Raw genomic sequence first — 26,189 nt, 5'->3', positions numbered from 1 at the left:
AACGAAGTGAGGGATCTCCTGAGATGAGCATTGTGCCCACATTTGGAGATCCCTCATTTCGTTCGGGATGACGTGTTAACTAGGAAGGTTGGGTCAGATTCGGCGCGTCCTGAACGAACTCCTTGTTAAAAATGCTCACATACCTGATGTATGCTGCGCTTTTTAAGCAGATGAGATCGTCCAACCTGCTAGATCCTGCCAAGGTCGTTACTTTGATCAGATGGAATCATCCATAACAAGGCCATACTTCCTACGATGGCAAATACTGCACCATATAAAAATACGGCTGTATGACTGACATGATCCCATAACAAACCAGCAACAATACTCGCCACTAACTCCAATAATCCAATGATTGTGGAATACCAACCAAGACCACTAGCATGAAGATGTTCTGGAATAAGATCAGTTGCTAATGCTTTACCCACGGAACGAAATATTCCTTGATAGAGACCATAGAAAATAAATAATACGGCAATCAGGATTACATTGTTTATCAGAGCAAAACCGATATAACTGATGAAGAAAATGAGAAACGATGCTAAGAGAATATTTTTTCTACCTAATTCATCGGAGAGAAAGCCCGTTGGATAAGAAATGAGCGCGGCTACCAGATTGAATCCCGCATAAATTACAATAGTTGTTTCTAATGAAATGCCCATATTTTGTGTTTGGAGAATTAAAAAAGCATTGCTGGAATTACCAAGGCAAAACAATGCGGTTACCAACAGATATTTCCAATAGGCTTTGGGAAACTGGCGAAAATTGATTTCTAACTTGGCCTCTGAAGATACTTTTACTGATTTTTCTTTGACAAAGAGAATCATAAAAAAAGCCAGAAAGCCAGGAATAACCGCTAGATAAAAAATATAGCGAATATCTACCTGTAAAAAAGTTAGCAAAAGAATAGTGAGTAAGGGGCCTAAACAAGCTCCTAAATTATCACCAATACCTTCCAAACCGAAGGCTTTTCCTCTATGTTCCTTGGCTACTGAAGAGGCGATCAGTGCATCACGTGGAGCCGATCGTGTTCCAGCACTAAGTCGATCTAAAAATCGTGCGCCTAAGGCATCTGACCAAAAAGTGGAGGCCCCAATTAATGGTTTTGCTATTGCAGCTAATAAATAACCCACTAAAGCTATAGCCTTTCTCTTTTGTAGTTTATCTGATAACCAACCGGAAAAACCCTGAGCAATACTTTGTGTCGCTTGAGCAATACCTTCGATAAGTCCCACTACACTGCCACTTGCTTGAAGTGTCTGCACTAAAAAGACCGGTAATAAAGGGTAAAGCATTTCGGTAGAAATATCTGAAAATAGACTGGCTAAGGCAAGAAATACCGTATTTTTAGAAAGACCGGTAAAATATTTCTTTATTAATTTAGTCATAGTGAGGCCTTAGAAATGTTTCGAATGATTAATCCATACATCACCAGATCATTGCAAGCTACAGAGGTGTTCATTTTGAAAGGACATAGATATTTAACACCGCCAATCTTCCCCAAAAGAGGTGTGCAATCCCACCACCATTAACTGAAGAATGTAGCGGCATACTTGCTCCTGTTTAACTTATTTTATTTTTAATAAAAAAAGAGCATTAAAAAAATTGGTAAAGTCAGAGATCATAGATTATGCTTTAAGTGATTGGAATAATGGAGATAATCTATGAAAGCATGGAAAGTTCTTTGTGGTTTGGTTTTAACAGTATGTTATTTACCTTTAGCACTGGCTGCTGCCTCTCCTGCAGGTACATGGACAACAATTGATGATAAAACCGGCGCAAAAAGAGCCGTAGTTCATATTTCTATATCAGGAGGCACTCTAAGCGGTACTATCGTTAAAGTATATCCTCAACCAGGTGATACAGGAATTTGTGTTCAGTGTCCGGGTGGGTTTAAAGGCAAAAAAATTCAAGGCCTGACCTTTGTCTGGGGATTAAAAGATCAAGGTAATGGAGTCTGGGGCGGTGGTTCTATCCTAGATCCAAAATCAGGTAAAATTTATAAAGCCAAGATGACTCTTCAAGGTAATAAACTTTATGTCAGAGGCTATGTTGGCGTATCTATGTTAGGTCGTACTCAAACTTGGGTTAGATAAACCAAGACTTAATAAATATAGTTGCAAAAAGACACACATAGGTGTGTCTTTTTTTTTAAAGACTATTACAATGGTTATCATTTATTATCGGGGTGAAATGTAATACCACCTCCGTTCTCTTTAACTTAACTATTGTGTTGCGCTATGCTAGATTTACAAAGTCCCAAAAAAACAGTTGATCCTTTAAAACGTCCTCCTCATTCAGCGGAAGCCGAGCAATCCATTATTGGCGGTTTAATGCTTGATAATCAGGTTTGGGACAAAATCAGTACCAAATTATGCGAGGCTGATTTTTATCGTACGGAACATCGAATTTTATTTAGAACTATTTCTGCTTTGGTCAAAAAGGATCAGCCCTTTGACGTAGTGACCCTGCTGGATGCTTTGAAAACGCATAATGAATTGGATGATGCGGGTGGCGAAGCTTATTTATTTGAATTGGCGAACAATACTCCAAGTGTGGCCAACGTTACTGCCTACGCTGATATAGTAAGAGAAAAGTCGGTCCAGCGACAGCTTATCTCAGTAGCTACTGAAATTGCTGACTCTGCCTATAATCCAGCAGGTAGAGAAGTGCCTGAATTGTTAGATCTTGCAGAGACTAAAGTATTCGCCATAGGCGAGCAAACTGCTGGTGATGGTGGTCCAGAAAATATTAAATCCATTCTTGTTCGTGCGGTAGAAAAGATTGATCAGTTATATCATAGTGGTGATGCAATCACTGGTCTTGCGACGGGACTTTCTGATTTAGATGAAATGACTTCAGGCTTGCAACCTTCAGATTTGGTTATTGTAGCCGGTCGTCCATCAATGGGTAAAACAACGTTAGTAATGAATATGGCAGAGCATGCAGCCATTAAAGCGGCCAAACCCGTACTTGTTTTTTCCATGGAGATGCCTGCTGATTCCCTGGCGATGAGGATGATGTCTTCCTTGGGCCGTATTGATCAGCATCGAATCAGAACAGGTAAATTAGATGATGATGATTGGCCACGAGTTACTTCCGCAGTTCATATGCTTTCAGAAGCTCCTTTATTTATAGATGATACTCCAGCATTAAGCCCGGCGGAAATGCGTGCTCGCGCGCGACGTCTCGCTAAAGAACATGGTGCTTTAGGCCTCATTGTAGTGGATTATTTGCAGTTAATGAAAGCACCTGGATTTAGTGCTGATAACAGAACAGCAGAGATCTCCGAGATTTCACGAAGTCTTAAATCTCTGGCGAAAGAATTACAGGTTCCTGTCATTGCTTTGTCACAGTTAAATCGAAGTCTTGAACAACGTGCTGATAAACGGCCGGTAATGTCAGACTTGAGGGAGTCAGGAGCTATTGAGCAGGATGCGGATTTAATCTGTTTTATTTATAGGGACGAAGTGTATAACGAGGACAGCCCTGACAAAGGAACTGCAGAAATTATTATTGCTAAACAAAGAAATGGTCCTATTGGTAAAGTGCGAGTAGCCTTCATAGGTAAATTTACGCGATTCGAAGATTTGGCTTTTAATGGTTATCAAGGGGTAGATTAAGGTGGCAAGACCTACCAGAATATTTATAGAGCCTGGTGCTTTAATACATAATTTATCACAAATAAAACGTTTTGCTCCAAATAAGAAAGTCGTGGCTATGGTCAAGGCTAATGCTTATGGCTGTGGCGTGGGCGCAGTAGTGCCTGTATTAGACGGACAAGTAGATGCTTTTGGCGTGGCTTGTCTCGAGGAGGCGTTGGCTATTCGGGCGCTGGGGAGTAAGACTCATTGTATTCTTTATCAGGGAGTATTTAGTCCGGATGAGTATAATACCGTCGCGCAATACCAATTTGGCTGTGTTCTTCATAATACACGACAAGTACAATGGCTTTTAAATACCCGTTTGCCTCACCCAATTCAAGTATGGGTTAAGGTTAATACGGGGATGAATCGGTTGGGTTTTAAAACTCATGAGTTACAAGAAATAATGGATGCTTTACGTGCCTGTTCCTGGGTCGACAAAGAGATTACTTTAATGACCCATATGGCTTGTGCGGATGAGCCTGAAAAACTTGAAAATGTTCAACAAATTTCCTCGTTTCAAAATATTGAGATATCAGGATTTAATCAGCGTAGTATGGCAAATTCAGCAGCAATTATTGCTTTTCCGCAAGCTCATGCTGATGTAGTAAGAGCAGGTATTATGCTTTATGGCGTTTCTCCTTTTGCTGATAAAAGTGCCGCGCAGTTAGGTTTAATTCCTGTGATGCGTTTTATGTCTGCAATTACTGCGATCCACCGTAATCCCCCTTTGGCGCAAGTTGGTTATGGCGGTACCTGGAAAAGTAATAAACCTTCAGTTATTGGCGTTGTAGCAGCGGGTTATGGTGATGGATATCCCAGACATATATCAGCCAATACTCCTGCATGGGTAAAAGATCGTGAAGTGGCGATAGTAGGTAGAGTATCTATGGACATGTTAACTATTGATTTAACGGATCATCCCGATGTTCAGGTCGGTGATGTCGTTGAACTTTGGGGAGAACATATTCCTGTTGAGCGTATCGCCTCATCGGCAGGTACCATAGGGTATGAATTGCTCTGTCAAATTACTGGACGTGTGCGCCAAAATTAACCTATGGATAATAACTGATCGTGATGGTAGAATGGCAACCGGTTTTGTAACCCTTAAATCAGGTGATATATGATGAAAAAATTAACTGTTGCATCGTTATCTTTGTCGTTTTTGTTAGTTGGCTGTGCGCCGATGAATAATGAAGGCGTCGGTACCATCAGTGGTGGTGTGGTTGGTGGATTACTGGGTAGTCAATTCGGCAGCGGCTCTGGCAAAGTGATGGCTGCGGCTGGTGGAGCTCTTCTAGGAGCTTATTTAGGTGGTCAAATTGGTAAGACTATGGATAGACAAGACCGACTTGAAATGCAACGTGCTTTGGAAACGGCACCAACAGGTAGAGCCGTTGTTTGGTCTAATCCAGACACAGGATATCGCTACACTGTACAACCCACCAGAACCTATTATCATGCACAACAGCCCTGTCGCGAGTATATTACCAGAGCAATGATTGGTGGTAAAAATCAACAAATTTATGGTAAAGCATGTCGTCAGGCTGACGGTTCATGGCGTGTAGTTAACTAGTAGAACAAACATGGGCAAATGAATTATTATCACGCCCTAAATATCTAAGAATAACGAGGCAGTTTTTAAATTTTTGAAAATGGCCTCGTTTGCATATCATCCTTCCGTGGTATCACATCTCCCTACGAATAATTAAGAACAGAGTATCCCATTTAGACTGGTTATTTGTGCTATATTTATACAATACATGGTACTAATTTATTTTCATGGAGAGAGAAATGGCTCACCTAATTCATAGCGTGTTACCAAGACCGCCTAGAAAAATTGTTTATATTAAGACTGCTGACTCTGTAAAAAAATGTATTGATATAATGGCAGAAAATAATATCGGCGCTTTAGTTGTCCTTGACGATCACGATAAATTTATTGGTATAGTGAGTGAGCGAGATATACTTCTTTCTTGCTTGCATAAGGGTATAGATATAAATACAGCAAAAGCTTCTGATGTGGTTTTTACCAAAGTAACGATACTTAGTCCTCATGATTTGGTTGAGAAGGCAATGCAGGTCATGACGGATACGAAGCGAAGACATGTATTAATCTGTGAAAAGAATGAATTTATAGCCATTTTATCCATAGGGGATTTGCTGTTTCATCTCTTAGAGGATAAGGCAAGAGAAGTAGAGCATTTGGAAAACTATATTTATCGATAGTCAACCAAGATACTGTAAGGAAAATCTTCTTAATCTGATGGCTATGAGATTATGCTGCGACCTTGGGATTTTAAAAATTGAATTGTCAACGCCCCTAGATCTTTGAAAAACATAAAATTTCTCAAAATTAAAACAGAATGTTATAGTATTCTTTTTAATATGAGCGAATATACTTATGTGGACAGTATTTCGATTGTCATTAGTTTTTTTGATTATCAGTGCCAGTGTATGGGCAAGCAGCTCATCACCCCGCTGGTACACTCAGGAAGCTGATAAAAAGATCATTCTTAATGTAGAACTGTTTCTTTCTTCAACTTGCAATCATTGTCATAAAGCAGACGCTTTTTTTCGAGAAATAGAAGGCAGCACTCCTTGGCTGCATGTGACCCGTTACATTATTGATAAAGATAAAAGTGCTTTAGTACGATTTAATCAATTGTTAAACGATCAACAAATGAGTGACTTCGCAGTTCCTTCCGTATTTTTTTGTAATTCAAGATGGGTTGGCTTTGCAACAGATGAAACAACCGGAAAAGATCTTCTTTTCGCCCTTAACTATTGCAAAGAGCAAATTGAACAAAAAGGGGAGCTCACTCCCGCGAATGTTAGTGTGTTACGACGTTGGGCTAATGCCAATTTGTTTGATTCGGGAATGACAGAAAATCCCACGGTGGTTAAATACATTACCGTTATTGCCTTGATGGATGCCTATAATCCTTGCGCCTTATTTTGTCTGGGTGGATTTTTTGCCCTTCTTTTTATGCAAGACAGCCGTAAAGGACAGATAATCGCAGGTTCTTTATTTATTTTAGCTTTAGGGGTGGTGCATTTCATTCAACAGGTTTATACCAGTACTTTTTTTGAATTACTTCCGTGGTTAAGATGGCCTGCTGCTTTAGTTGGGTTATTCACTTTTTATATGGCGGGGCAATATTATAGGAAGCGATCGGTCAGTCATTTATTTTTCTTATTGGCCTTGCTATTAGCATTGATGTTACAAGCTTATCAACAAACGTGTTTGATGAACTGGTCCTTTATTTTTCAGCAATGGTTATATAATCAGCATCTATCGAATGAAAAAATTGGATTATATCAACTGGCTTTCCAAAGTATGTATCTTGTACCTTTAATACTCACCCTTATTTTATATGTGATTTTGATTAAGATTAAGTATCTGGAAAAATTAAAGCAACGATTAAATTCTATTGGCTTATTGTACATTATGGCTGTAGGTTTGTTTTTAATAATCTATCCTTGGGCTTTATCAAATCTGATATTGTCTTTATTTGTAATATTATGTGTGCTTATCGCGGGTTTGTTTTTGAGTAAATTTAATCGTCCTTCACAAAACATAGGGGCAGCTGAGTAAGAATTAATTTTTATTTTAGATTTACAAAATAATCTTGATGGCAGAGGAAGAAATAATATATTGTTTATGGAGACAACTCTAATATGGATGATGAGTCAGAATACAAACATTTGTTTCCCATTGCTATAGATGTAGAAAAAGGAAAAAAATACATTTGGTGTGGATGTGGAAAAAGCAAGGCTCCACCATTCTGTGATAAGAAAGATTGTGGTGATAAAGCAATTACCTATTTAGCAGATCTTAGTGAAGAACTTTATTTTTGTAATTGCAAACAAACTAAAAAACCGCCATTGTGTGATGGATCTCATTCGAAGCTTTTACTTGAAGTCATAAAAGAGAGACAGCTCAAGTAAACTGTAAAAAGGACTTCTTAAATGATAGATCAAGAATTAAAGAAAAAGATTGTTAATACCATTAGCAGATATGAGCTTAAATGCGACAACATGCAACTGCAAATTAATGCATTTAAAAATATTATCAATCAGTTAATCGTTAATTCAGCGGGTCTAAATTATGAAATGGACGAGCAGCTTACTCAACTTCAAAGCCAACTGGATGCTGAGTTTGATCCTGATGCATTAGATAAAAAAGTTAGTTCTTTAGCCAAAATTCCCGCAAAATTACAAAAGAAACAAGAAGAAACGGCGCGAATCTTTACAAATCTGATTAAGGAGGGTACTGAATCTATTGGTCGTTTGGCTAAAAGATCACATGAGAAAAGAGCCGTTAACAAATTGCAGAGGATGTTAGAGACTGAAGTAGAAAGCCAGGCGATTATGGTTCATTTTAATGAAGTGCTTTCTCAATGCGTCTCTTCAGTGATACGAGACTTGGAGGAAATATCCAAACAGAATGGTTCTCAAGAGAAAACGTCACATGAAATTAGCACTAAAGTGAATGAAAGTTTACAACAATTACTCAATCATTTATCTATTCCTAATGCTTTGGATGAAAAAAGAGAACATATTAAAATAAGCCTGGAACAGCAGTTAACTGGAGAGGAGCTCAGTAAAATTATTGATGGGTTAACTGAGTTGGTTGTTGATGCATTTAATGTGGAACAGAATCGTTTTAAGGGGTTTTTACAACAATTAACCAATCAACTGCATGATTTTGATATTTACTTAAAAGCTTCAGCAGATATCCATAAGCAGGCTTCAGATGAAAGTCGTCAATTGGAGCACGGAATACAGGATAATATTAATCAAATTAAGAATCATTTCGATAATTCCCGGACTATTGAAGAGTTGTCTGTAAAAGTCAGAAAAAATCTTAAAATGATACTGGATCGAATCAAAAACTATCGTGATAGTGAAAAAAATCGGGAAACAGAGTATCAGAAGCAAATAATGGAACTACAAGAAAAATTGTATGAATCAGAACAAAATGCGGAAGAAATTAAGAATATTCTGTCTTTTCAAAAGTATCGCATTAATCACGACAGCCTGACTGGTTTACCAAATCGCGACTCTTACCAAGAACATATTATCGATTCATTGCAGCGTTGGAAACGGAAATCTAAAGTACTCTCACTTGCCATAGGCGATATAGATCATTTTAAGCGTATCAATGATAGTTTTGGTCATTTGGCTGGGGATAAAGTGCTTAAAAAGGTTGCTATGATTTTCAAGTCAACCATTCGCAGTGCAGATTTTATTGCACGTATTGGAGGTGAAGAATTTGTATTCATTTTCGAGAATACTTCTACCAAGTCGGCGCAATCGATTTTAGAGAAATTACGTAAGTTAATTGAGGACTGTCAGTTTTTTTATCGTGAGAAAAAAGTGGATGTCACCGTTTCTTTTGGTCTGACTACGGTGATTGCAAATGATGATATTGAATCGTTGTTTATGCGTGCAGATAATGCAATGTATAAAGCTAAAAATGCAGGGCGTAATCGCATTGAAATTTTATAATAACGGAGTTCCGCGCACTTTCCTGGTTAAATTCAACTTGATCTTGACGCTATGATTTGGGATCATCATTATTCTTTGTTTTTCAGGTGTCACCATGAGTAAACTGATTGATATTCCCGTGGTTGTAGAAAGTGGCCAGAAATATAAAACATCACATGGCGTAACAGCAATTAAAGATGGGGTGAAGTCAACAGGCCATGCTCATGAGCGCTTACCTAAACCTAAATGGTTGCGAATTGTAAATCATACTACGCAGGCGTATAACCAGGTCAAAGAACAAGTCCAGAAGCACCGTTTAGCGACTGTATGTGAAGAGGCTAAATGTCCTAATATTGCCGAATGTTGGTCTCATGGTACAGCAACCATTATGCTTATGGGGGCGGTTTGTACCCGTGCTTGCCGTTTCTGCGCAGTAGATACGGGAAATCCTCAGGGTTGGCTTGATCCACAAGAACCAGAAAATACAGCCAATACAGTTGCATTAATGAACTTGGATTATGTCGTTTTGACTTCAGTAAATAGAGATGACTTACCCGATGGGGGGGCAAGTCATTATGCTCAAGCGATCAAAGCCATTAAAAAACGTTCGCCCCAGACTAAAGTTGAGGCCTTAACGCCAGACTTTCAGGGAGTAGAGAAGGATGTTGCTTTACTTTTAGATAGTGGGGTTGATGTATTTGCACAAAATGTAGAGACGGTTGAGCGTTTAACTCATCCAGTAAGAGATAATAGAGCAGGATACCAGCAAACATTGAATGTCCTTGCTTTTGCGAAACAATACAGACCTGACGTTTTAACAAAGACCAGTTTAATGCTGGGGTTAGGTGAAACAGATGAAGAAATTATCCAAACTATGGATGATTTACGTGCTCATAATGTAGATATTCTAACTCTAGGCCAATATTTACAACCTACTAAAAATCATCTGCCTATTGCTCGTTATGTAACTCCAGAGACCTTTGCCGAGTTAAGACAAATTGGATTGAAAAAAGGGTTTTTTGAAGTAGCTTCTGGGCCACTGGTTCGCTCAAGTTATCGAGCGGATAGAGTATTTAAGCGTGATAATCTAGGTCTGGATGAGTCCAAGTAATATTATGTTACGGTAGAGTTTCCTAACAGGCATTCTTGTTTGACATTTGGCCATCCACCCACTTATTAATGAATTATTTCAATTGTAGCTCGTATTAGCGCAGCGTCGCGAAGTAATCCCGTGTGAATTTCAAAAAACTTTAGCCCCTTAGGCCATGCCAATTCTGTCCGGGATTGCTTCGCTGCGCTTGCAATGTTGGGATTTGTCGGTTATCGCTCCGGACTAGTAGTGGGGTTAGGGTTAAGTATGAGATCAGAATTTGTTCAAATTGTCTCTTGTTTTTTGGAATGGCTTGTTATGTTTTGAGTTTCGTGTGTTATTATTGCGCAAAAAAATGTTCGTACGCAGTACTATTTGATTATAGCTAAGCACTAAAAATATCACTTTGCAAAGAGATCATAATGAATTTTAAAGATTGGTGCCTTCAAGAGTTTGGAATTTTAGATTTTACGGAAGGAAAAATTCAAAATAATGTATTTATTCCTGCTCAACCTAGTATGTGCATTAATTATATTGGAATAGCTCAAATAGGGGGAAGTGTTATTAATTCTCTCTTCCTGCAAGGCATGATCATTCCTTTTAATATCTATCGCCAATTAAAACAAAAAATGTATGAGTTTTTTCGTCAGCGTTATGGAGAGGATCCAAATGGGTTTAGGCAATGGTCAAATGGTTTTTTTACGAAATTAGGGTTGAACGCAACACAAGAAAAAGAATACAAAGAACCTTCAGCGATTCATATCACTTTTAGAGGTTTAGAAGAGCAGAATAGCTTTTTAAATAAATTTCAATCATACAATCCCATATTCAGTTTTAATGTTTTATCTCAAAAACATTCACTGCAATTACCTGCTCATTTTATATCACATTTGAAGCAATTGTATTATCAAAGTCCGCATGCCGAAATCAATAATCCTCAATTGACTTCATTAATGATAAATCAGATGAAAAATTTACAGACTTTGCTGGGGATAATAGAAAAAAATAATTTGCGAGTACGATTGGATTATGCGAATTTTTTATCCAAAGACCTCTCTAATACGAGCAATTATGGCTCCGATCTTTATGATGAGCAAGCGGCAAGTGTCTATGCAATTTCTTTAAGAGTCTATGCCGAAATAAACCGGGACAATTTATCGGAATATGAATATAAAAATTTTAATTACGCTGCTTCAATACTCGCTGCATACGATGAAATGGGAAATTTAAAACAAAGTTTGAAAAAGGATTCAAAATTTCTCGACCATATCGTTAGATTATATCATTCAAGCAAAGCGAAGCATGTTAATAGCTCAACTCTAAGCGATTTGCCAGTCCAGGAACAGGGGCATATTTTATCACTAATTAAGCAAAATACTGCCACTATGCTCTTTGGCGACGATTCTACACCGCGTTTTCTTCCAGACTCACAGATGCATTCTGAGACTGATGAGATGGTTTTCCAGGGAGGAGGGGTGGCAACTCATTCAGCAATTTTCAGGATTATTAAAGTAGGTATTCTGCAAAATGGTCAAAAAGCAGGTCCTTATGATAAACCCCTTTTTTATGAATATTATAAAATAGAAGATAATTTAGGGGATGGTTGTCATGAGATTGATCTGGTTAATAAAACCTGCATGGGAACTTATATTACCAAATTAAGTCCTTTTATAATGAAGGCCGGTCAACTTGTGCCGCTAGATATTAATCCTTACCTACAACCACAAGCCTATCAGCAGGCTATGATAGGTACTCTTAGTGAATTAATTAGTGTAGAGCGTCAATTAATCTTTTATCCCGAATTCGATTTAAATAATAATTCTACCGGTCCAAACAATGAAGAAAAAGAATGGCTCAGGCTGAAGGAGCTACAAAGAGTTTTAAGCGGACAACCTTATCCATTCCCCTTAGTTTATTATACGCAAGATCCATTAGATCCTTCAAAACGCTATCAACGTTCTGTCTTTAATCAGAGAAACTTTTTTCAGGAGGGGGGGAGTTGTCCTATATTTTCGCTTAAAAGTTTAATTGCCAGTATTATTGGTTTGGAGCTTACCACACTTCATAATAATTTTATGCAGCTGCATAATGGCGAATTACATTTGTTCATGATAAGAGAAAAAATGAATAAATTGCAATTTCAGATAACTCAATTTTTAAGACCGCCTCGTCCAACTCAATCCCCGCTTCAGAATCAAATAGCATTTTTTGGAAGAAATCTGCGCGGGATTGATCTGTTGAGAAATAGTTCTTTGCAAGGAGCGCAGTGGATAAATTCAATAACTATAGCAATTGATCCCCAGGATGCTGCTAAGCGGATTTTTAAGTTCCGATGTTCCGATCCTAAAATGTGTTATATTGTGGCGAATTCTATTGCGTCAACCGTCCCTTATCTTAAAGTATTAGTGAAGGGTAAAGAGTTAATATTAGACGAAGAGCAAGTTAAATCGTTGTGCACCAAGCTCAATATCGTATATGACACGTTCTTAAACTCATTACCCTTCGAAGGAGAAAATTACTCCTCCACTTTATCCCTTTAACTTATGCTAAATTTATGCCCTTTCTTTTCATTATTCTTTGTAAAAGAAAGGCCAGATAATACATAAGAATACCAATGACTAATGCACTAATTCCCATAATTAAATAATAACTTTTATAGTAGGGTAAGCTGTCTACAGGAGAGGTAATGTTTTCAGGTATCGCAACCCAGCCAGCAATTCTACCTGAAATAGCATTGGCCATGGAGCTGGCTAAGTACCAAACCCCCATTGCAAAAGCAATAGCTTGACCATCACAGTATAATCCTATCATGCTAAGGCCTATTGCGCTGACCCATAATTCCGCAATCGTAATCAGGATGTAAGTTAAAGCGATGTAATTGCCATTTACTATTCCTTCACTGGCGATATGTGCGGCAAAGGCCATTACCAGAAGAGATACGCCGGCTAGCATAGTTCCCGATGCAAATTGATAGGGAATGGTAAAACGAGGAAAAAAACGATAAAAACGTGGCAGTTGGCTGCCTATCAATAAAATTAATAAGGGATTTAACATTTGGTACTGAGCCGGAGAGATAGTCAGACCCAATAAATTATGATTGGAGTTGCTTTGGGCAAATAAAATAATAGTAGTGTTCATTTGATTGTAAATGATAAAAAATACTACTGCTTCAATAATCAGCAAAAGGGCGATCATTTGTTTGCTGCGTGTTTCCCCTTTGAGCATCATTGTTTTTGCTAAAAACCAAAATATACCTACTGTGCAACCCACACTAATTAAAGTGCTTGCTATATAAACGTGGGAATAAGCAAATAAGGTAAGGGCATAAATAACTGCAATATAACTGGTTAAACGCAATATTTTCTGTTTTGAAAATGTGGACTTATCTTTCCCCCATATTACCGTATCATAAAGGGAGTAACGTTTGGCAAAATTTAACGCAGCGATTGATTTCCCTACAAAGGTTAACGTGAGTATGGAAAGAGGTCCATAACGACTGTCTAATAATACTGGAGCAATTAATGCAGCTAACAGTCCCCCTACATTAATTGCCATATAATAATAAGTCATTGCAGATTTGGCTTTAATTGCATCGTCTGAATAAATATGAGAAACCATACTTGAAGCAGTGCCCATCAATAAAGAGTTAGTTGCCGGAATGAAAGCAAAAGCTGCAATAAATAACTGGTCTCCCATAGAGCCTATGGTGAATCCACTGAGCATCACTAACAAATAGGCACAAGCCAGCATAATGCTACCCAGTAATATAGATCGCCGGACCCCTACGATGCTATCTGCCATATACCCGCCTAGAATAGGCATCAAATAGCCTGTTGCCTGAGTTACGCCTATAAAGGCATAGGCTTTGGCTTGACTATAACCCAACCCCTGGGCTATTAAAGGACGAGTTAAAAATAAAACTAATACCGTATTTAGCGCATAAACGGAAAACTGACTCCAAAAGGTAATGAAGATAATATTATTGGTTTGTTTTTGGCGAAGGTTTAATTCAGGTAGATAATTTTTAACCGCTTGGGAAATCATTTTCACACCTCATTCTTAATGTATCGAATACATCATTGTAGGTTGGAGCCCCTGAGGGTTTGGTACCATACTCCCTCGCCTGCGAAAGAAACACAGGTAATAAACTGATTTAATTCGCGGAAGAGGGTACTGCTAATCTATTATTTGTGATCCCTCAGGTCCACTGCCATTGACTTAAGAAACGTCACCCAGAGCGAAGCGAAGGATCTCCCAAATGTGGCTTGTTCCAGTTGCATCGGCTGAATGACAATTCACGTTCATTATTAATTAAATCAGATTATCATTTCTTGGCAAGGACTACATCAATTATGTGAGTGTCATGATAAGGGAAAGTAAAAATTTTACTGAATAGACGTTTAAGTCTTTGAATTAAAAAATATTTTGGTAGCATGCGTATGGAGAGACTATTGAGAAACCACGTTCCCTCAATTCCAAACAGCGCCAGTTCATCAATATTATTTAAAGTAATTGGGATTTCTAAGCGTTTATGAGCTATTACCTCAAACTGATGTTGTTTAAAAGCCAACATTAATTCATCGTGATTTGCTGCAACCGTCGTATTTTTAACTATGGATTTATAATAATGTCCAACTACACTGCTTAATATTGAATCTTGGGCAACAAATTCTGCTAATTGTTGCTGAGCAACAGGGAAGGAATCATATGTTGTGGTAATCATCGAAAAATAGCCATTAGCTCGTGTCAGTAGCTTAGCTTCATCAAATAAAACATTAATAGGGATGTAAGCATTGATAAAATGAGCCAGTACTAAATCCTGGCTATGGGGTGGCAAAAAACGGCTTGCTTCTGCGGCACTGCCTTCTATGGTTTTTAAGGGGAGGGCTTCGCTCGCCCGCTTTAACATTTCAGAGGAAACATCAATGCCAGTAAAATCTGCTTTCGGCATTACATGATGAAGTTTTTGCAAAAAAGCACCATCGCCGACACCAAGATCAAGAACTTTATAATGGGGCTTGATGCCTAAATAAAATTTCTTCATCTGCTCGATGGCAACAAAATGACTCTCGCTAATCGCACCAAAGCGATTCGCGGTAGCATAATTCTCAGCGATTTGGTTATACATGGCCTTCAAGGACATGCAGAAATTCCTGTTTTATTTAATTTTTCAAGTATATCTCTAAATGGGTGAAATTTGCGACTGATGTTTAAGAGAAAATTTAATAAGCTGATTGTTTTTGTGCATTAATAGTTCTTGTTGTTTGCTGTTTGTTATATTTGGTTTATTTTGAACATCAATGTTCCTTGATGAAATGCATAATATTTAATAATTCTGTTTATAATAAATAGATTACAAATCGAAATACTGCGTTATTTCTGCAATTTAACTTCTACTAGCCCATTATGAGTTTTCTTTGGCATGGTTGGCCTATTGGGCCAACCGGGTTGTTATGCAAGAGGTCTAATACCTTATTGAGATGAAGGTGGCGTAGGCCCTTCTTTATCCATATCTTTTTCAAAATCTTCTGCTTTATTCTCTGTATCTGTTTGTGGACGATAAAAAAAGGAGCCTCTTTGTTCCATAGTAGCTGCTAAATAAATGGAGCCCACTCCAGAAGCCATTAATAAAAAATTAACTATGATTGTTTTTAAGGTGCCGCGATGTTCTTGAACTCTAGGATTATCGCGAAGTTCTATAAGAATGTGTTTGATATTACTGAATTTCTGTTGTTGATCTAGAGAAGAGTTCAGTTCAGATTTAATTTGGTTACATCCTTGCATAACAATTCCAGCAACCTGATATTCTCCGCGCTCTACTAATTCTTTAGCTTTTAGATATAATTTCGCATTATGATCGTAAGCTGTTGCTTCTTTTCCTTCAAGATGACTGAATTTACTTGCTGAACGACGTTCTATATAACCGCCAAAGGCAAAAATAAGCCCTTCAGGATGCTTTTTTTCACTCATTAATTGATCAGTCAGTTCCCGAACCTTTTCCTGTTGGTCTTTGCTTACTTTAAAAATATAAGGTTTATCAATGTCATCAGTTTCTGGATCGTAGGCGCCATTTCTAATCATCCGTATGGAATAAGACATGGCCTCCTCGGCTTGGGCTTCTATTTTCTCCAATATAATTGGAGCATATTCATCGGCGCCAATTTTTTTACCAGGAGGAAATTTTGTTTTAGCTTCTTCATAAGCCAGATTGGTTAAGTCATGAGAAAATTGTTTTATTTTGGATGCTAATTTTTTAGACGGATGAGCAAGATATTCTTCTATCATAAGGAACATATTTTCATTCATTTTTTCAGGATCAGGGATTTCTAAATCTACAGGCTTAACTGACTTTAATTGTACTTGTTTCGCCTGAACTTCTTCGGCTTCAGTAATTATTTTTGAAATTTTAGTGGTGTCAGTTAGGTATCCCTTGGGTAATGCACGTTTGTATCGGCCTGTAGAGGGATGGCAATCCTCTATTTCAACAGATACCGTATCTGATATCTTGACCGGTTTTGTTAATTCGCCCATCAAATGCTTTAATTGTTCAAGATTCAGGCGACCCTCTTTAGCAGCTTGAATATCGCCCTTTAATTTTTTATAACGAGAGGTGATGCTGCTATTGACTATGCCAGTTCGTTCATTCACTGCCTTTGTATTAGTACGTTTTCCCATTTGGTCACCCGCATTGCTATATTAGATGGACTTAACTACATTGTACCTTAAATCTACAATTAAGGCAAAATATTGGCATTTGCCCTTTGTTGTGTATTTTTTTTGGGCGCGCTAATGACGCTTGAGTACAGCTCTTGAACAGGAACTGTATTCATTAAGGTATCAATTATTATCGAAAAGATCGTGAGTATTCATGAATTTCGTGTAAAATTTTCCGCAAATAGTTTTATCTAAAGTTTATCAACTTATTTGGATTGGATAATGGCTAAAATATTGGTTACAGGAGCTACAGGGTTTGTAGGCCGAAGCCTGGTACCTGCTCTTCTTGAAGCGGGGCACGAGGTGCGTTGTGCGGTATCTTGCAAGGTTGATTATCTCCAAACGGAACAAGCAGTCATTGATAGATTAGAAAATCAAAAGGATTGGAGTGAGGTGCTTCAAGGAATAGATACGATTATTCATCTTGCAGCCAGGGTCCATATAATGCAGGAAAAATCAAAATCTTCTTTGGATGAATATTGCAAGGTTAATAGTCTTGCAACAAAAAGTCTGGCGGAACAAGCTGCTAAACATGGAGTGAAGCGATTTATATTTTTGAGTTCTATTAAAGTTAATGGCGAATCTACTGCAAAAGGGTGTCCCTATACAGAAGAAAGCATCGCTCAACCAGAAGATCCCTATGGACAAAGTAAGTTGGAAGCAGAACAGTATTTACACTCCATTAGCCAAAGTACAAAGATGCAAATTGTTATACTTAGACCGCCTTTAATTTATGGCGCAGGGGTTAAAGCTAATTTTTTAAAAATGCTCAAGTTGGTTGATAAAGGTTTGCCTTTACCTTTTGGGAAGGTACAAAATAGACGCAGTTTTATTTATATAGATAATTTGATTTCAGCACTTTGTGCCGTTATTGCTGCTCCTGAAGCTGCAAACCAGGTTTATTTGGTTGCCGATGACGGCTCATTGTCTTTAGCTCATTTAATGGATTTAATCGCTAAGGAAATGAAGGTAAAGGTCAGATTGCTTGCTGTACCGGTTAATTTACTAACCCTTTCTTTAAAATTATTGGGTTTGAAAAACTTAAGTACCAGACTTTTGGGCTCTTTAGAAGTCAGTAACAGCAAGATAAAGTCACAATTAGGTTGGACCCCCCCAGTCAGTTCGGTTGAGGGCTTAGGTCGGACCGTAAAATGGTATAAATATGAATCTAATTCTTAGTCTGTTTTTGGTTATTCTCTCTGCTGCTCTGACTAAAGTGTTTTGTGTCTTTGCCCAAAATACGAGTTTGATGGATAAGCCTAATGAGCGATCACTTCATTCGACTCCTACTATTAGAGGAGGAGGGATTGTTTTTATTGGATTGCCATTAATGGTATTGCCATTTATTTGTTATTTTACCCAAACCCCTTTGGGCGAACATAATATTTTTGTAATCAGTATTATATTATTAGCTACGGTGAGCTTTTTAGACGATTTATATCATTTAACCGTTAAACCCAGGTTTTTGATTCAATCACTAGTGGCTTTGTTAATAGCGCTCTTTATGAAGCCAGATAAATTGGATTTTGTTGTATTCACTGTTACAAACCAGTATTTGATTATTCCTTTTTTATTTTTTGGCGTACTCTGGGCTATTAATCATTTTAACTTTATGGATGGACTTGATGGCTTTTGCGCATCTCAAGCCCTATTCTTATTTGCTGCCTATGCTCTCTTGTTTAGTTTGCACCATGCCATGATGTATCAGGATTTTTGTCTTATTTTTATTTTTAGTTTGATTGGATTTTTAATTTTTAATTTCCCACCAGCAAAATTATTTATGGGGGATATAGGCAGCGCTACCTTAGGCCTGGTTATTTTTTGTATTGCTCTAATCGCCCAACAAAAATATCAAATTCCAATTTTATATTGGCTCATGCTGAATGGTTTATTCCTTTTTGATGCAACCATCACGCTATTGCGGCGAATTATAAATAAAGAAAAATGGTCTACTCCTCATAGAAAACACGCATATCAACGTTTGAAACAGTTTGGGGTGGATTCACGGATTATTCTATTAGGTCAACTGTTGATAAATAGCTTTTTTTTAGTTCTGGTTTTATTATCGCAAGCCACATTATTTAATGCAGCTATGTTGTTGCTGTTGCAATTAGGCTTTATGTTTTTAATTTATTATTCGATTGAAAAGCTTTTTCCTATGTTTCAACGCATAAAAATTTAGGCTTTTATTCATTTTATAAGTATTATTGACGTCTCGCGACTTGCCCGCGGGACGTAGGTTTGAAAACAAATGTCAAATAGCTCTTAATTTTTTTTAAATTTTTTTATTTATTTGATTTTAGGTATTGCAGCGGAGGCATTTCTATTTTGCTCTTTGAACTTTAAATTGTATTACATTGATTTTATTGATATATTTTTCATGGAAAATAATTTTAAAGGGAGTTAACAGACAGCATTTAGGTTTTTTGACAGGAATTTTTCCTCATAAAAATTATATTTTTTGCTAAATTAAAAATATAAATCTCTATTTTCTTAATACTCTGTTAATAATCAGCGTGTAAAATAAGATGCAAACAATAATATTGTTTAATTTTTAGTCATTTAGTAGCTGCTAAGAACACCATGGAAGCGTTCTATGGAGAAGTAGGTAGCTGCATCGTTAGGGAGATTTAGTCATGTTGATATTGACTCGGCGTATAGGTGAAACATTGATTATTGGTGATGATGTTAACATCACTGTATTGGGTGTGAAGGGTAACCAGGTTCGCTTAGGTATTAATGCACCAAAAGATGTTTCTGTTCACCGTGAAGAAATTTATTTGCGTATACAACAAGAAAAAGAATCTGATGGTTCTGAAGAAACAGTATAAATTGATTTCCTCGCAGTTCATCCAGTTCCGAGTACTTAAAAATGCTCGGGACGAACTCAAAATTCCTTTCTATAATTTCTAGATTCAAAAAAGCCCGTTCTAATCGTCATTTGGATATTCCAAAAAAGGAATTGTTAATGACAAGACTGATAACTTATGTGAAAATACTTTCGCAGAAAATGATGTTTTATATCTTGCAGTGAACTTCAATGTCCTAAGATTGATTTATTTTAATCTGCCCTATACTGACGGTTCACCACAGACTATATTTTTTAGGTTTAAGCATCAGTCTTCGTGTTAATTTTTAAATTGGATGATTATGACTGTTAACACACTATGTGTTTTTGGCACTCGCCCTGAGGCCATTAAGATGGCTCCCCTCATCAAAGAACTTGAAGCCCGGAATACAATTTGTAATAAAATTTGTGTTACAGAGCAACATCAGCAAATGCTGGAATCGGTTCTTAACTTATTTGAGATAAAACCAGATTTTAATTTGAGGGTAATGACCGCTAATCAAGATCTATCCAGTCTTACAACAAAAATACTCATGGGGTTAGCCGAAGTATTTAAACAATACAAACCTGATTTTGTTTTAGTTCACGGCGATACGACAACCACCTTGGCAGCCTCTCTTTCTGCATATTACCATCGTATTCCCGTTGTACATATTGAAGCGGGTCTTCGAACGGGGGATATGACTTCTCCATGGCCAGAGGAAGCTAATCGTAAATTAGCTGGCGCATTAGCAGTTGCTCATTTTGCGCCCACCCAATGTTCGCGTGAAAATCTTCTGCGCGAAGGGGTGGCGCCTGAATCAATCTATGTGACGGGTAATACGGTTATTGATGCCCTGAATGAAATGGTCGATAAAATAGACCAGGATTCTGCGCTTTCTTGCAAGTTAAGTTCAGAATTCCCTTTTTTAAGTCCAGAGCGCAGATTTATATTAGTGACCGGCCACCGACGGGAAAACTTTGGTGAGGGATTTGAACGTATTTGTCGGGCATTGGCCGAGATTGCAGTGCTCTTCCCATATATTGATATTGTATATCCTGTCCATTTGAACCCCCATGTGCAACAACCAGTCAAATCATTACTTGGTCATATTTCCAATGTGCACCTCATTGAGCCCGTTGATTATTTGCCGTTTGTGTACCTTATGAAATCTGCTTATATTATTCTTACCGATTCTGGAGGGATACAAGAAGAGGCTCCTTCACTTGGCAAACCTGTTCTGGTCATGAGAGATATCACCGAGAGGCCGGAAGCCGTTGAATCAGGTACAGTAAAACTGGTAGGAACGGACATTGAAAAAATTGTAGGAAATGTAGCCTTGCTTTTAACAAATAATGAGTTGTATCAGAGAATGAGTTGTGCGCAAAATCCATATGGAGATGGAAAAGCATCAGAGCGTATTGCCGAGGTTATTTCGCAATTAACTTCCAGAAACAGGACTGTTGTTTTATCTAATCCTTTTGTTTATCCGGTTGAAAAAAATACCTCCTGTTATAGGAAAGAAAACATACCATGTTAGAACAAAAATTAAATAATTTTCCCTTTTCAAAGGTGTCAGTAATTGGTCTTGGCTACATAGGATTACCTACAGCAGCAGTGCTTGCTTCCCGTAAGTTGTCTGTAATTGGTGTGGATGTCTGTGAAGAAACCATTCATACGATTAATCGCGGCGAGATACATATTATAGAACCTGAGCTTGATATCGTAGTGCATGCAGCAGTCACTGAGGGGTACCTTCGTGCCACCCAACATCCTGAATCTGCCGATGCATTCCTTATTGCAGTACCAACTCCTTTTAAAGAAGGGCATGAGCCAGACTTAAGTTATATTGAAGCAGCCAGTCTATCGATTGCACCAGTTTTAAAAAAGGGTGATTTAGTCATTCTCGAATCCACATCTCCGGTTGGCGCAACGGAACAGATGGCTGGGTGGCTTGCCAGTGCGCGACCGGACCTCACCTTCCCGCAATCTCATGGAGAGGATTCCGATATTCGAATTGCATACTGTCCCGAACGTGTTTTACCTGGACATGTTTTGCGTGAATTAGTACAAAATGATCGCGTTATTGGTGGTATGACTCCAAAGTGCTCTGCTGCGGCAGTACAATTATATAAAATTTTTGTCGAAGGCGAATGCATTGTTACTCATTCTCGTACTGCGGAAATGTGCAAGTTAACTGAAAATAGTTTTCGCGATGTTAATATTGCTTTTGCCAACGAGCTATCTTTTATCTGTGATAAGTTAGATATTAATGTGTGGGAGTTGATTCGACTTGCCAATCTGCATCCACGAGTCAATATTCTTCAACCTGGCCCAGGCGTTGGGGGGCATTGTATCGCCGTAGATCCCTGGTTTATCGTAAGCCAATCGCCTGAACAGGCTCGCCTGATACGTACCGCACGTGAAATTAATGACAGTAAACCAGAATGGGTGGTTGAAAAGGTTCACCTGGCAGTTTCTAAGTTCCTTCAGAAGCATCCGGAAAAAACAGCTAAAGATGTGACTATTTCATGTTTTGGTTTAGCCTTTAAGGCGGATATTGATGATTTACGCGAAAGTCCGGCTTTAGAAATAACCAAAGAAATTGCGTTGAGCCATCCTGGCCCTGTTAAAGTAGTGGAACCATATATAGACACGCTTCCACCAGAATTATCGGGGATTGCCGAACTTAATACAGTGGAGCAAGGATTAGCAGAAACAGATATTATATTAATGCTGGTGAATCATAAGATGTTTAAAGAAATTCCCGTGAATGTGCGCCAAAAATATATTGTCGTAGACGCTTCAGGGACTTGGGTCATTTGACATTCGGAGCTGTTGAAACTGATTCTGTGACTCCTGAGAGCTTCCGCTTATGAGTGAGGACTATTTCATGAGTCAAAGGCGGATGTCTCATCTTTCCACGTCCCGTGGACAAGCCCCGGGACGTAGATATACTGGAATTAATTGGCGCAACAATGCGGAACAAGCCGCAGCATGTTGGGCATAAAAGCACATTATTAAGCTGAAATAGTATTGCTGCTTCTAGTAAGATTGACGAGGAGTTGATCCAGGCCTGAGGCAGTTAGTTCTTGACATATTTGGCTGTTTTGACTACATTTGCGCTTGAATTTCAATTTATTTGACGAGTTTAACTTGTCTAGTTCAAAAGAAAAATGTAGCTCTAAGTAAAGGATATCGCAGAGTGGTAGTGTGTAAGACGACCGGCTTTGTAGAAATGAAATAATACAGAGTATTTAAATAAGAGAAATTTTGAAATCGTGACATAAAATTCGTGCAACGTTTGCAAAATACAACGGAATAAAGTTGGCATTTAGCCAAACTACAAGGTAGATCGAGCAAAAGTTATGTTTAATAATAAATCAATTCTTATAACTGGTGGTAGTGGTTCCTTTGGAAATCAATATGTTCGGACTATTCTGAATCGTTATCAGCCGAAAAAACTAATAGTCTATTCTCGAGATGAGCTCAAGCAATATGAAATGGCTCAGATTTTTTCAGATACGAAATATGATTGTATGCGCTATTTTATTGGTGATGTTCGCGATCGAGAGCGCCTCACTATGGCCATGCGTGGTGTGGATTATGTAATCCATGCAGCGGCGCTTAAACAAGTGCCTGCAGCAGAATATAATCCTATGGAATGTATCAAAACAAATATTCATGGCGCGGAAAATGTTATCGAGGCCGCCTTGGCAGCTGAAGTTGAAAAGGTCATTGCCCTATCTACTGATAAAGCAGCTAATCCCATTAATTTGTATGGCGCCACCAAGCTTGCCTCGGACAAATTGTTCGTTGCGGCAAATAATATTGCTGGAGGTCATCGCACACGTTTTTCTGTAGTTCGCTACGGTAATGTAGTCGGTTCTCGTGGCTCGGTAGTGCCTTTTTTCCGAAAATTGATTGAGCAAAAAGCGGATCATTTGCCTATCACTGATTCTCGTATGACCCGTTTTTGGATCACCTTACAGCAGGGAGTTGATTTCGTTCTTAAAAATTTTGAACGAATGAGTGGCGGTGAAATTTTTGTACCGAAAATTCCTTCTGTCCGTATTGTTGATTTGGCTACTGCCATGGCTCCTCATCTAAAGCAAAAAATCATTGGTATTCGACCTGGTGAGAAAATTCATGAGATTATGTGTCCTGCAGATGATTCTCATTTGACATTAGAGTTTCGAGATCATTTTGTTATAACGCCTACTATTTTATTTACTGATCATAATAATAAATTTTCGCCAAATAAAATTGGTGAGCAGAGTAGTGCAGTAGAGCAGGGTTTTGAATATAACTCAGGTAAAAATGAGCATTTTTTGAGTGTGGAAGAAATCATTAAATTTAACGAATTAGCAGAGATGATATGATTCCTTATGGTCGGCAAGATATTACAGAGGCCGATATTGCTGCAGTAGTAGAAGTGCTGCAATCTGATTGGCTTACACAGGGTCCAATGGTTCCTCGCTTTGAACAAGCGGTAGCCAGTAAAGTGGGGGCTCAATATGCGGTTGCAGTTAATTCTGCAACCAGTGCATTGCACCTTGCTTGTCTGGCTTTGGATTTAGGTCCAGGCGATTGGCTTTGGACATCTCCTAACACTTTTGTTGCCTCTGCAAATTGTGGTCTTTATTGCGGAGCAAAAGTTGATTTTGTCGATATTGATCCCCTTACATATAATTTAAGTGTTGAAGCACTTACTCTTAAATTAGAACAGGCAGAGCGTTCAGGTACTCTCCCTAAAATAGTTATTCCTGTTCATTTTTCTGGTCAGTCTTGTAATATGGCTGAAATTCATGCCCTTTCACAACGGTATGGATTTAAAATTATTGAAGATGCCTCACATGCAATTGGAAGTCGATATAAAGGCCAGCCTGTTGGAAATTGCCGTTATAGTGATATCACCGTATTTAGCTTTCATCCAGTAAAAATTATTACTACCGCCGAAGGTGGGATGGCACTCACTAATAATTCCATGCTTGCGGAGCGGATGCAGCGCTTGCGTGCTCATGGAATTACACGTGACCTGCAGCAAATCCAGGATAAATCGCAAGGTGCTTTTTATTATGAGCAAATTGATCTTGGTTTTAATTATCGGATGACCGATATACAAGCAGCTCTGGGACTCAGTCAATTGGAACGTTTGGAACAATTTGTTACGCAACGACAGCATCTTGCATCTGTTTATGATCGTTCACTAATTGATCTGCCCTTAGTCCGTCCGTTTCAGCATCCAGATACTTATTCCGCATTTCATCTTTATGTGGTTCAGGTAGATGTAAAGCATTCTCCTCTCGATAGGAACGCTTTACTGGATTATCTCCGTAAAGCAGGTATCGGGGTTAATGTACATTATATACCGGTGCATACTCACCCGTATTATAGAAAAATCAATTCTTCTAAAATGCGCTTCGTAGAAGCAGAAAACTATTATGCAAATGCCATCACACTTCCTTTATTTTTTGGGCTGCAAGAATCGCAACAGGGCGAAATCATTGAGGTACTGACTAAGGTTTTGCAAAAATGAGAGCGCCCAACGTTGAGTTAGCTTTGGGGACTGTACAATTTGGTATGAAGTATGGAATTGTAGGTCGTGGTGAGCCAGTTCCAACAAAAGAGGTACAGAATATTTTTGCCAGAGCTTGGGAGTATGGGATTCGTGTACTGGATACCGCTCCTGCTTACGGCACCATTGAAGAGAATCTCGGTCCATTGACGGAAGGGTATCCTTTCAGAATGGTTTCAAAGATTCCTGCTTTGCCTAAAGAGTCGAGCTCTGCAGAGATAGCCCATTTTGTTACCCATTCCATTCAAAAATCCAGGGAGCGTCTGGGTGAGCGTTTAACCACTCTTTTGTTTCATCGAAGTGAAGATTTACTTGAGCAGCACGGAACTATTGCTTGGCAGGCTGCTTTCCAGGCAATTTCCGATTCTTCTATCAGACTTGGAGTCTCTTGTTATTCGCCCTCTGAATTGGCTTTGCTGCAGAATAAATTTCCTATCGCGGTAGCTCAAATACCAGGAAATGCATTGGATCAGCGAATAACCGCTACAAAAAATATAAATAATGTTGAGTTATATTTGAGAAGCGTTTTCCTCCAAGGTATATTATTGTTGGCCCCTGAGATAGCATCAAAACAGTTGCCACAAGCAACAAACAGCATTAATGCCTGGGGAAAATGGTGTGATGAACATCAACTTACTCCTTTGCAGGCCTCTTTAAGTATTGCAAAAGGACTGCCCGGCGTACGCTACTGTGTTGTTGGAGTTGATAAATTATCGCATCTTGAAGAGATTCTTACTGCCTGGACCAGTGCTGTTCCACTCACTGCTCCTTCTTTATCTACGGATGATACAGAGGTAATTGATCCACGTCGTTGGTGAGCAAATTAATTAGCTGAAATTCAG

The 26,189-nt window shown here is 38.4% G+C and carries 22 protein-coding genes; 18 read left to right on the top strand and 4 right to left on the bottom strand.

Annotation, left to right across the window (positions count from 1 at the left end; all coding sequences use genetic code 11):
- Window positions 1–188 precede the first annotated feature (188 nt).
- On the bottom strand, window positions 189–1,388 hold the full coding sequence (locus LOX96_RS05800; protein WP_250421103.1) for an MFS transporter: 1,200 nt from the start codon (window positions 1,386–1,388) through the stop codon (window positions 189–191).
- 276 nt (window positions 1,389–1,664) lie between these two features.
- Between LOX96_RS05800 and LOX96_RS05795 the strand changes: the two genes are divergently transcribed.
- The 10 genes from LOX96_RS05795 to LOX96_RS05750 all read left to right on the top strand — a co-directional run bounded on the left by LOX96_RS05795 (window position 1,665) and on the right by LOX96_RS05750 (window position 12,767).
- Window positions 1,665–2,096 carry a DUF2147 domain-containing protein gene (locus LOX96_RS05795; protein ID WP_250421102.1) on the top strand — a complete coding sequence of 144 codons (432 nt, stop codon included), beginning with the start codon at window positions 1,665–1,667 and terminating at the stop codon, window positions 2,094–2,096.
- Window positions 2,097–2,240: 144 nt separating this feature from the next.
- The gene (gene dnaB / locus LOX96_RS05790) at window positions 2,241–3,623 is read left to right on the top strand and encodes a replicative DNA helicase (RefSeq protein ID WP_250421101.1); all 1,383 of its coding nucleotides are present in this window, start codon (window positions 2,241–2,243) and stop codon (window positions 3,621–3,623) included.
- Window position 3,624: 1 nt separating this feature from the next.
- On the top strand, window positions 3,625–4,698 hold the full coding sequence (gene alr / locus LOX96_RS05785; protein ID WP_250421100.1) for an alanine racemase: 1,074 nt from the start codon (window positions 3,625–3,627) through the stop codon (window positions 4,696–4,698).
- 72 nt (window positions 4,699–4,770) lie between these two features.
- Complete coding sequence (locus LOX96_RS05780; RefSeq protein WP_348645830.1) at window positions 4,771–5,220, top strand: RT0821/Lpp0805 family surface protein; 450 nt, start codon at window positions 4,771–4,773, stop codon at window positions 5,218–5,220.
- Between the two features lie 218 nt (window positions 5,221–5,438).
- Window positions 5,439–5,873, top strand: a complete 435-nt coding sequence (locus LOX96_RS05775; protein ID WP_250421098.1) for a CBS domain-containing protein — start codon at window positions 5,439–5,441, stop codon at window positions 5,871–5,873.
- A 175-nt stretch (window positions 5,874–6,048) separates the two neighbouring features.
- A complete protein-coding gene (locus tag LOX96_RS05770; protein ID WP_250421097.1) occupies window positions 6,049–7,242 on the top strand; it encodes a hypothetical protein in 1,194 nt (397 codons plus the stop codon).
- Window positions 7,243–7,325: 83 nt separating this feature from the next.
- On the top strand, window positions 7,326–7,595 hold the full coding sequence (locus LOX96_RS05765; protein ID WP_250421096.1) for a CDGSH iron-sulfur domain-containing protein: 270 nt from the start codon (window positions 7,326–7,328) through the stop codon (window positions 7,593–7,595).
- Between the two features lie 21 nt (window positions 7,596–7,616).
- Window positions 7,617–9,158, top strand: coding sequence for a diguanylate cyclase (locus LOX96_RS05760; RefSeq protein WP_250421095.1), 1,542 nt, complete (start codon window positions 7,617–7,619; stop codon window positions 9,156–9,158).
- A gap of 94 nt (window positions 9,159–9,252) precedes the next feature.
- A complete protein-coding gene (gene lipA / locus LOX96_RS05755; protein ID WP_250421094.1) occupies window positions 9,253–10,248 on the top strand; it encodes a lipoyl synthase in 996 nt (331 codons plus the stop codon).
- Window positions 10,249–10,649: 401 nt separating this feature from the next.
- Window positions 10,650–12,767 (top strand): hypothetical protein, encoded by a 2,118-nt coding sequence (locus LOX96_RS05750; RefSeq protein ID WP_250421093.1) that lies wholly within the window; start codon window positions 10,650–10,652, stop codon window positions 12,765–12,767.
- A 1-nt stretch (window position 12,768) separates the two neighbouring features.
- On the opposite strand, the gene LOX96_RS05745 is transcribed toward LOX96_RS05750, so the two are convergent.
- The 3 genes from LOX96_RS05745 to LOX96_RS05735 all read right to left on the bottom strand — a co-directional run bounded on the left by LOX96_RS05745 (window position 12,769) and on the right by LOX96_RS05735 (window position 16,902).
- Complete coding sequence (locus tag LOX96_RS05745) at window positions 12,769–14,271, bottom strand: peptide MFS transporter (protein ID WP_250421092.1); 1,503 nt, start codon at window positions 14,269–14,271, stop codon at window positions 12,769–12,771.
- A gap of 280 nt (window positions 14,272–14,551) precedes the next feature.
- Window positions 14,552–15,370: a class I SAM-dependent methyltransferase gene (locus LOX96_RS05740; protein ID WP_250421091.1), complete on the bottom strand. Its 819-nt coding sequence runs from the start codon at window positions 15,368–15,370 to the stop codon at window positions 14,552–14,554.
- Window positions 15,371–15,699: 329 nt separating this feature from the next.
- Window positions 15,700–16,902 (bottom strand): hypothetical protein, encoded by a 1,203-nt coding sequence (locus tag LOX96_RS05735; protein WP_250421090.1) that lies wholly within the window; start codon window positions 16,900–16,902, stop codon window positions 15,700–15,702.
- 261 nt (window positions 16,903–17,163) lie between these two features.
- Here LOX96_RS05735 and LOX96_RS05730 point away from each other — a divergent pair, with 261 nt between their 5' ends.
- The 8 genes from LOX96_RS05730 (at window position 17,164) to LOX96_RS05695 (ending at window position 26,165) form a co-directional block, all read left to right on the top strand.
- Complete coding sequence (locus LOX96_RS05730) at window positions 17,164–18,120, top strand: NAD-dependent epimerase/dehydratase family protein (RefSeq protein ID WP_250421089.1); 957 nt, start codon at window positions 17,164–17,166, stop codon at window positions 18,118–18,120.
- Entirely contained in the window at window positions 18,104–19,123 is a 1,020-nt protein-coding gene (locus tag LOX96_RS05725; protein ID WP_250421088.1) for an MraY family glycosyltransferase, read from the top strand. Before LOX96_RS05730 ends, LOX96_RS05725 begins: the two co-directional genes overlap by 17 nt.
- A gap of 454 nt (window positions 19,124–19,577) precedes the next feature.
- A complete protein-coding gene (gene csrA / locus LOX96_RS05720) occupies window positions 19,578–19,772 on the top strand; it encodes a carbon storage regulator CsrA (protein ID WP_250421087.1) in 195 nt (64 codons plus the stop codon).
- A gap of 319 nt (window positions 19,773–20,091) precedes the next feature.
- Entirely contained in the window at window positions 20,092–21,309 is a 1,218-nt protein-coding gene (gene wecB, locus LOX96_RS05715) for a non-hydrolyzing UDP-N-acetylglucosamine 2-epimerase (RefSeq protein WP_250421086.1), read from the top strand.
- Entirely contained in the window at window positions 21,303–22,595 is a 1,293-nt protein-coding gene (gene wecC, locus LOX96_RS05710) for a UDP-N-acetyl-D-mannosamine dehydrogenase (RefSeq protein WP_250421085.1), read from the top strand. The genes wecB and wecC overlap by 7 nt, the downstream gene beginning before the upstream one ends.
- Before the next feature lie 542 nt (window positions 22,596–23,137).
- The gene (pseB, locus tag LOX96_RS05705; RefSeq protein WP_250421084.1) at window positions 23,138–24,151 is read left to right on the top strand and encodes a UDP-N-acetylglucosamine 4,6-dehydratase (inverting); all 1,014 of its coding nucleotides are present in this window, start codon (window positions 23,138–23,140) and stop codon (window positions 24,149–24,151) included.
- Window positions 24,148–25,308 carry a UDP-4-amino-4,6-dideoxy-N-acetyl-beta-L-altrosamine transaminase gene (pseC, locus tag LOX96_RS05700; RefSeq protein ID WP_250421083.1) on the top strand — a complete coding sequence of 387 codons (1,161 nt, stop codon included), beginning with the start codon at window positions 24,148–24,150 and terminating at the stop codon, window positions 25,306–25,308. The genes pseB and pseC overlap by 4 nt, the downstream gene beginning before the upstream one ends.
- A complete protein-coding gene (locus LOX96_RS05695) occupies window positions 25,305–26,165 on the top strand; it encodes an aldo/keto reductase (protein WP_250421082.1) in 861 nt (286 codons plus the stop codon). Before pseC ends, LOX96_RS05695 begins: the two co-directional genes overlap by 4 nt.
- Window positions 26,166–26,189: the final 24 nt, after the last annotated feature.

It is taken from the genome of Legionella maioricensis (assembly GCF_023618015.1).
In the GTDB taxonomy this organism is placed as follows: Bacteria; Pseudomonadota; Gammaproteobacteria; order Legionellales; family Legionellaceae; genus Legionella; species Legionella maioricensis.
Note: the sequence above shows the minus strand (reverse complement) of the source record. Positions and strands in the feature narration are given on the sequence as shown.

Bases quoted from the DNA above. Each gene is read 5' to 3' on its own strand.
- LOX96_RS05800 (WP_250421103.1), bottom strand. From the start codon at position 1,388: ATGACTAAATTAATAAAGAAATATTTTACCGGTCTTTCTAAAAATACG.
- LOX96_RS05795 (WP_250421102.1), top strand. From the start codon at position 1,665: ATGAAAGCATGGAAAGTTCTTTGTGGTTTGGTTTTAACAGTATGTTAT.
- dnaB (WP_250421101.1), top strand. From the start codon at position 2,241: ATGCTAGATTTACAAAGTCCCAAAAAAACAGTTGATCCTTTAAAACGT.
- LOX96_RS05780 (WP_348645830.1), top strand. From the start codon at position 4,771: ATGAAAAAATTAACTGTTGCATCGTTATCTTTGTCGTTTTTGTTAGTT.
- LOX96_RS05775 (WP_250421098.1), top strand. From the start codon at position 5,439: ATGGCTCACCTAATTCATAGCGTGTTACCAAGACCGCCTAGAAAAATT.
- LOX96_RS05770 (WP_250421097.1), top strand. From the start codon at position 6,049: ATGTGGACAGTATTTCGATTGTCATTAGTTTTTTTGATTATCAGTGCC.
- LOX96_RS05765 (WP_250421096.1), top strand. From the start codon at position 7,326: ATGGATGATGAGTCAGAATACAAACATTTGTTTCCCATTGCTATAGAT.
- LOX96_RS05760 (WP_250421095.1), top strand. From the start codon at position 7,617: ATGATAGATCAAGAATTAAAGAAAAAGATTGTTAATACCATTAGCAGA.
- lipA (WP_250421094.1), top strand. From the start codon at position 9,253: ATGAGTAAACTGATTGATATTCCCGTGGTTGTAGAAAGTGGCCAGAAA.
- LOX96_RS05750 (WP_250421093.1), top strand. From the start codon at position 10,650: ATGAATTTTAAAGATTGGTGCCTTCAAGAGTTTGGAATTTTAGATTTT.
- LOX96_RS05745 (WP_250421092.1), bottom strand. From the start codon at position 14,271: ATGATTTCCCAAGCGGTTAAAAATTATCTACCTGAATTAAACCTTCGC.
- LOX96_RS05740 (WP_250421091.1), bottom strand. From the start codon at position 15,370: ATGTCCTTGAAGGCCATGTATAACCAAATCGCTGAGAATTATGCTACC.
- LOX96_RS05735 (WP_250421090.1), bottom strand. From the start codon at position 16,902: ATGGGAAAACGTACTAATACAAAGGCAGTGAATGAACGAACTGGCATA.
- LOX96_RS05730 (WP_250421089.1), top strand. From the start codon at position 17,164: ATGGCTAAAATATTGGTTACAGGAGCTACAGGGTTTGTAGGCCGAAGC.
- LOX96_RS05725 (WP_250421088.1), top strand. From the start codon at position 18,104: ATGAATCTAATTCTTAGTCTGTTTTTGGTTATTCTCTCTGCTGCTCTG.
- csrA (WP_250421087.1), top strand. From the start codon at position 19,578: ATGTTGATATTGACTCGGCGTATAGGTGAAACATTGATTATTGGTGAT.
- wecB (WP_250421086.1), top strand. From the start codon at position 20,092: ATGACTGTTAACACACTATGTGTTTTTGGCACTCGCCCTGAGGCCATT.
- wecC (WP_250421085.1), top strand. From the start codon at position 21,303: ATGTTAGAACAAAAATTAAATAATTTTCCCTTTTCAAAGGTGTCAGTA.
- pseB (WP_250421084.1), top strand. From the start codon at position 23,138: ATGTTTAATAATAAATCAATTCTTATAACTGGTGGTAGTGGTTCCTTT.
- pseC (WP_250421083.1), top strand. From the start codon at position 24,148: ATGATTCCTTATGGTCGGCAAGATATTACAGAGGCCGATATTGCTGCA.
- LOX96_RS05695 (WP_250421082.1), top strand. From the start codon at position 25,305: ATGAGAGCGCCCAACGTTGAGTTAGCTTTGGGGACTGTACAATTTGGT.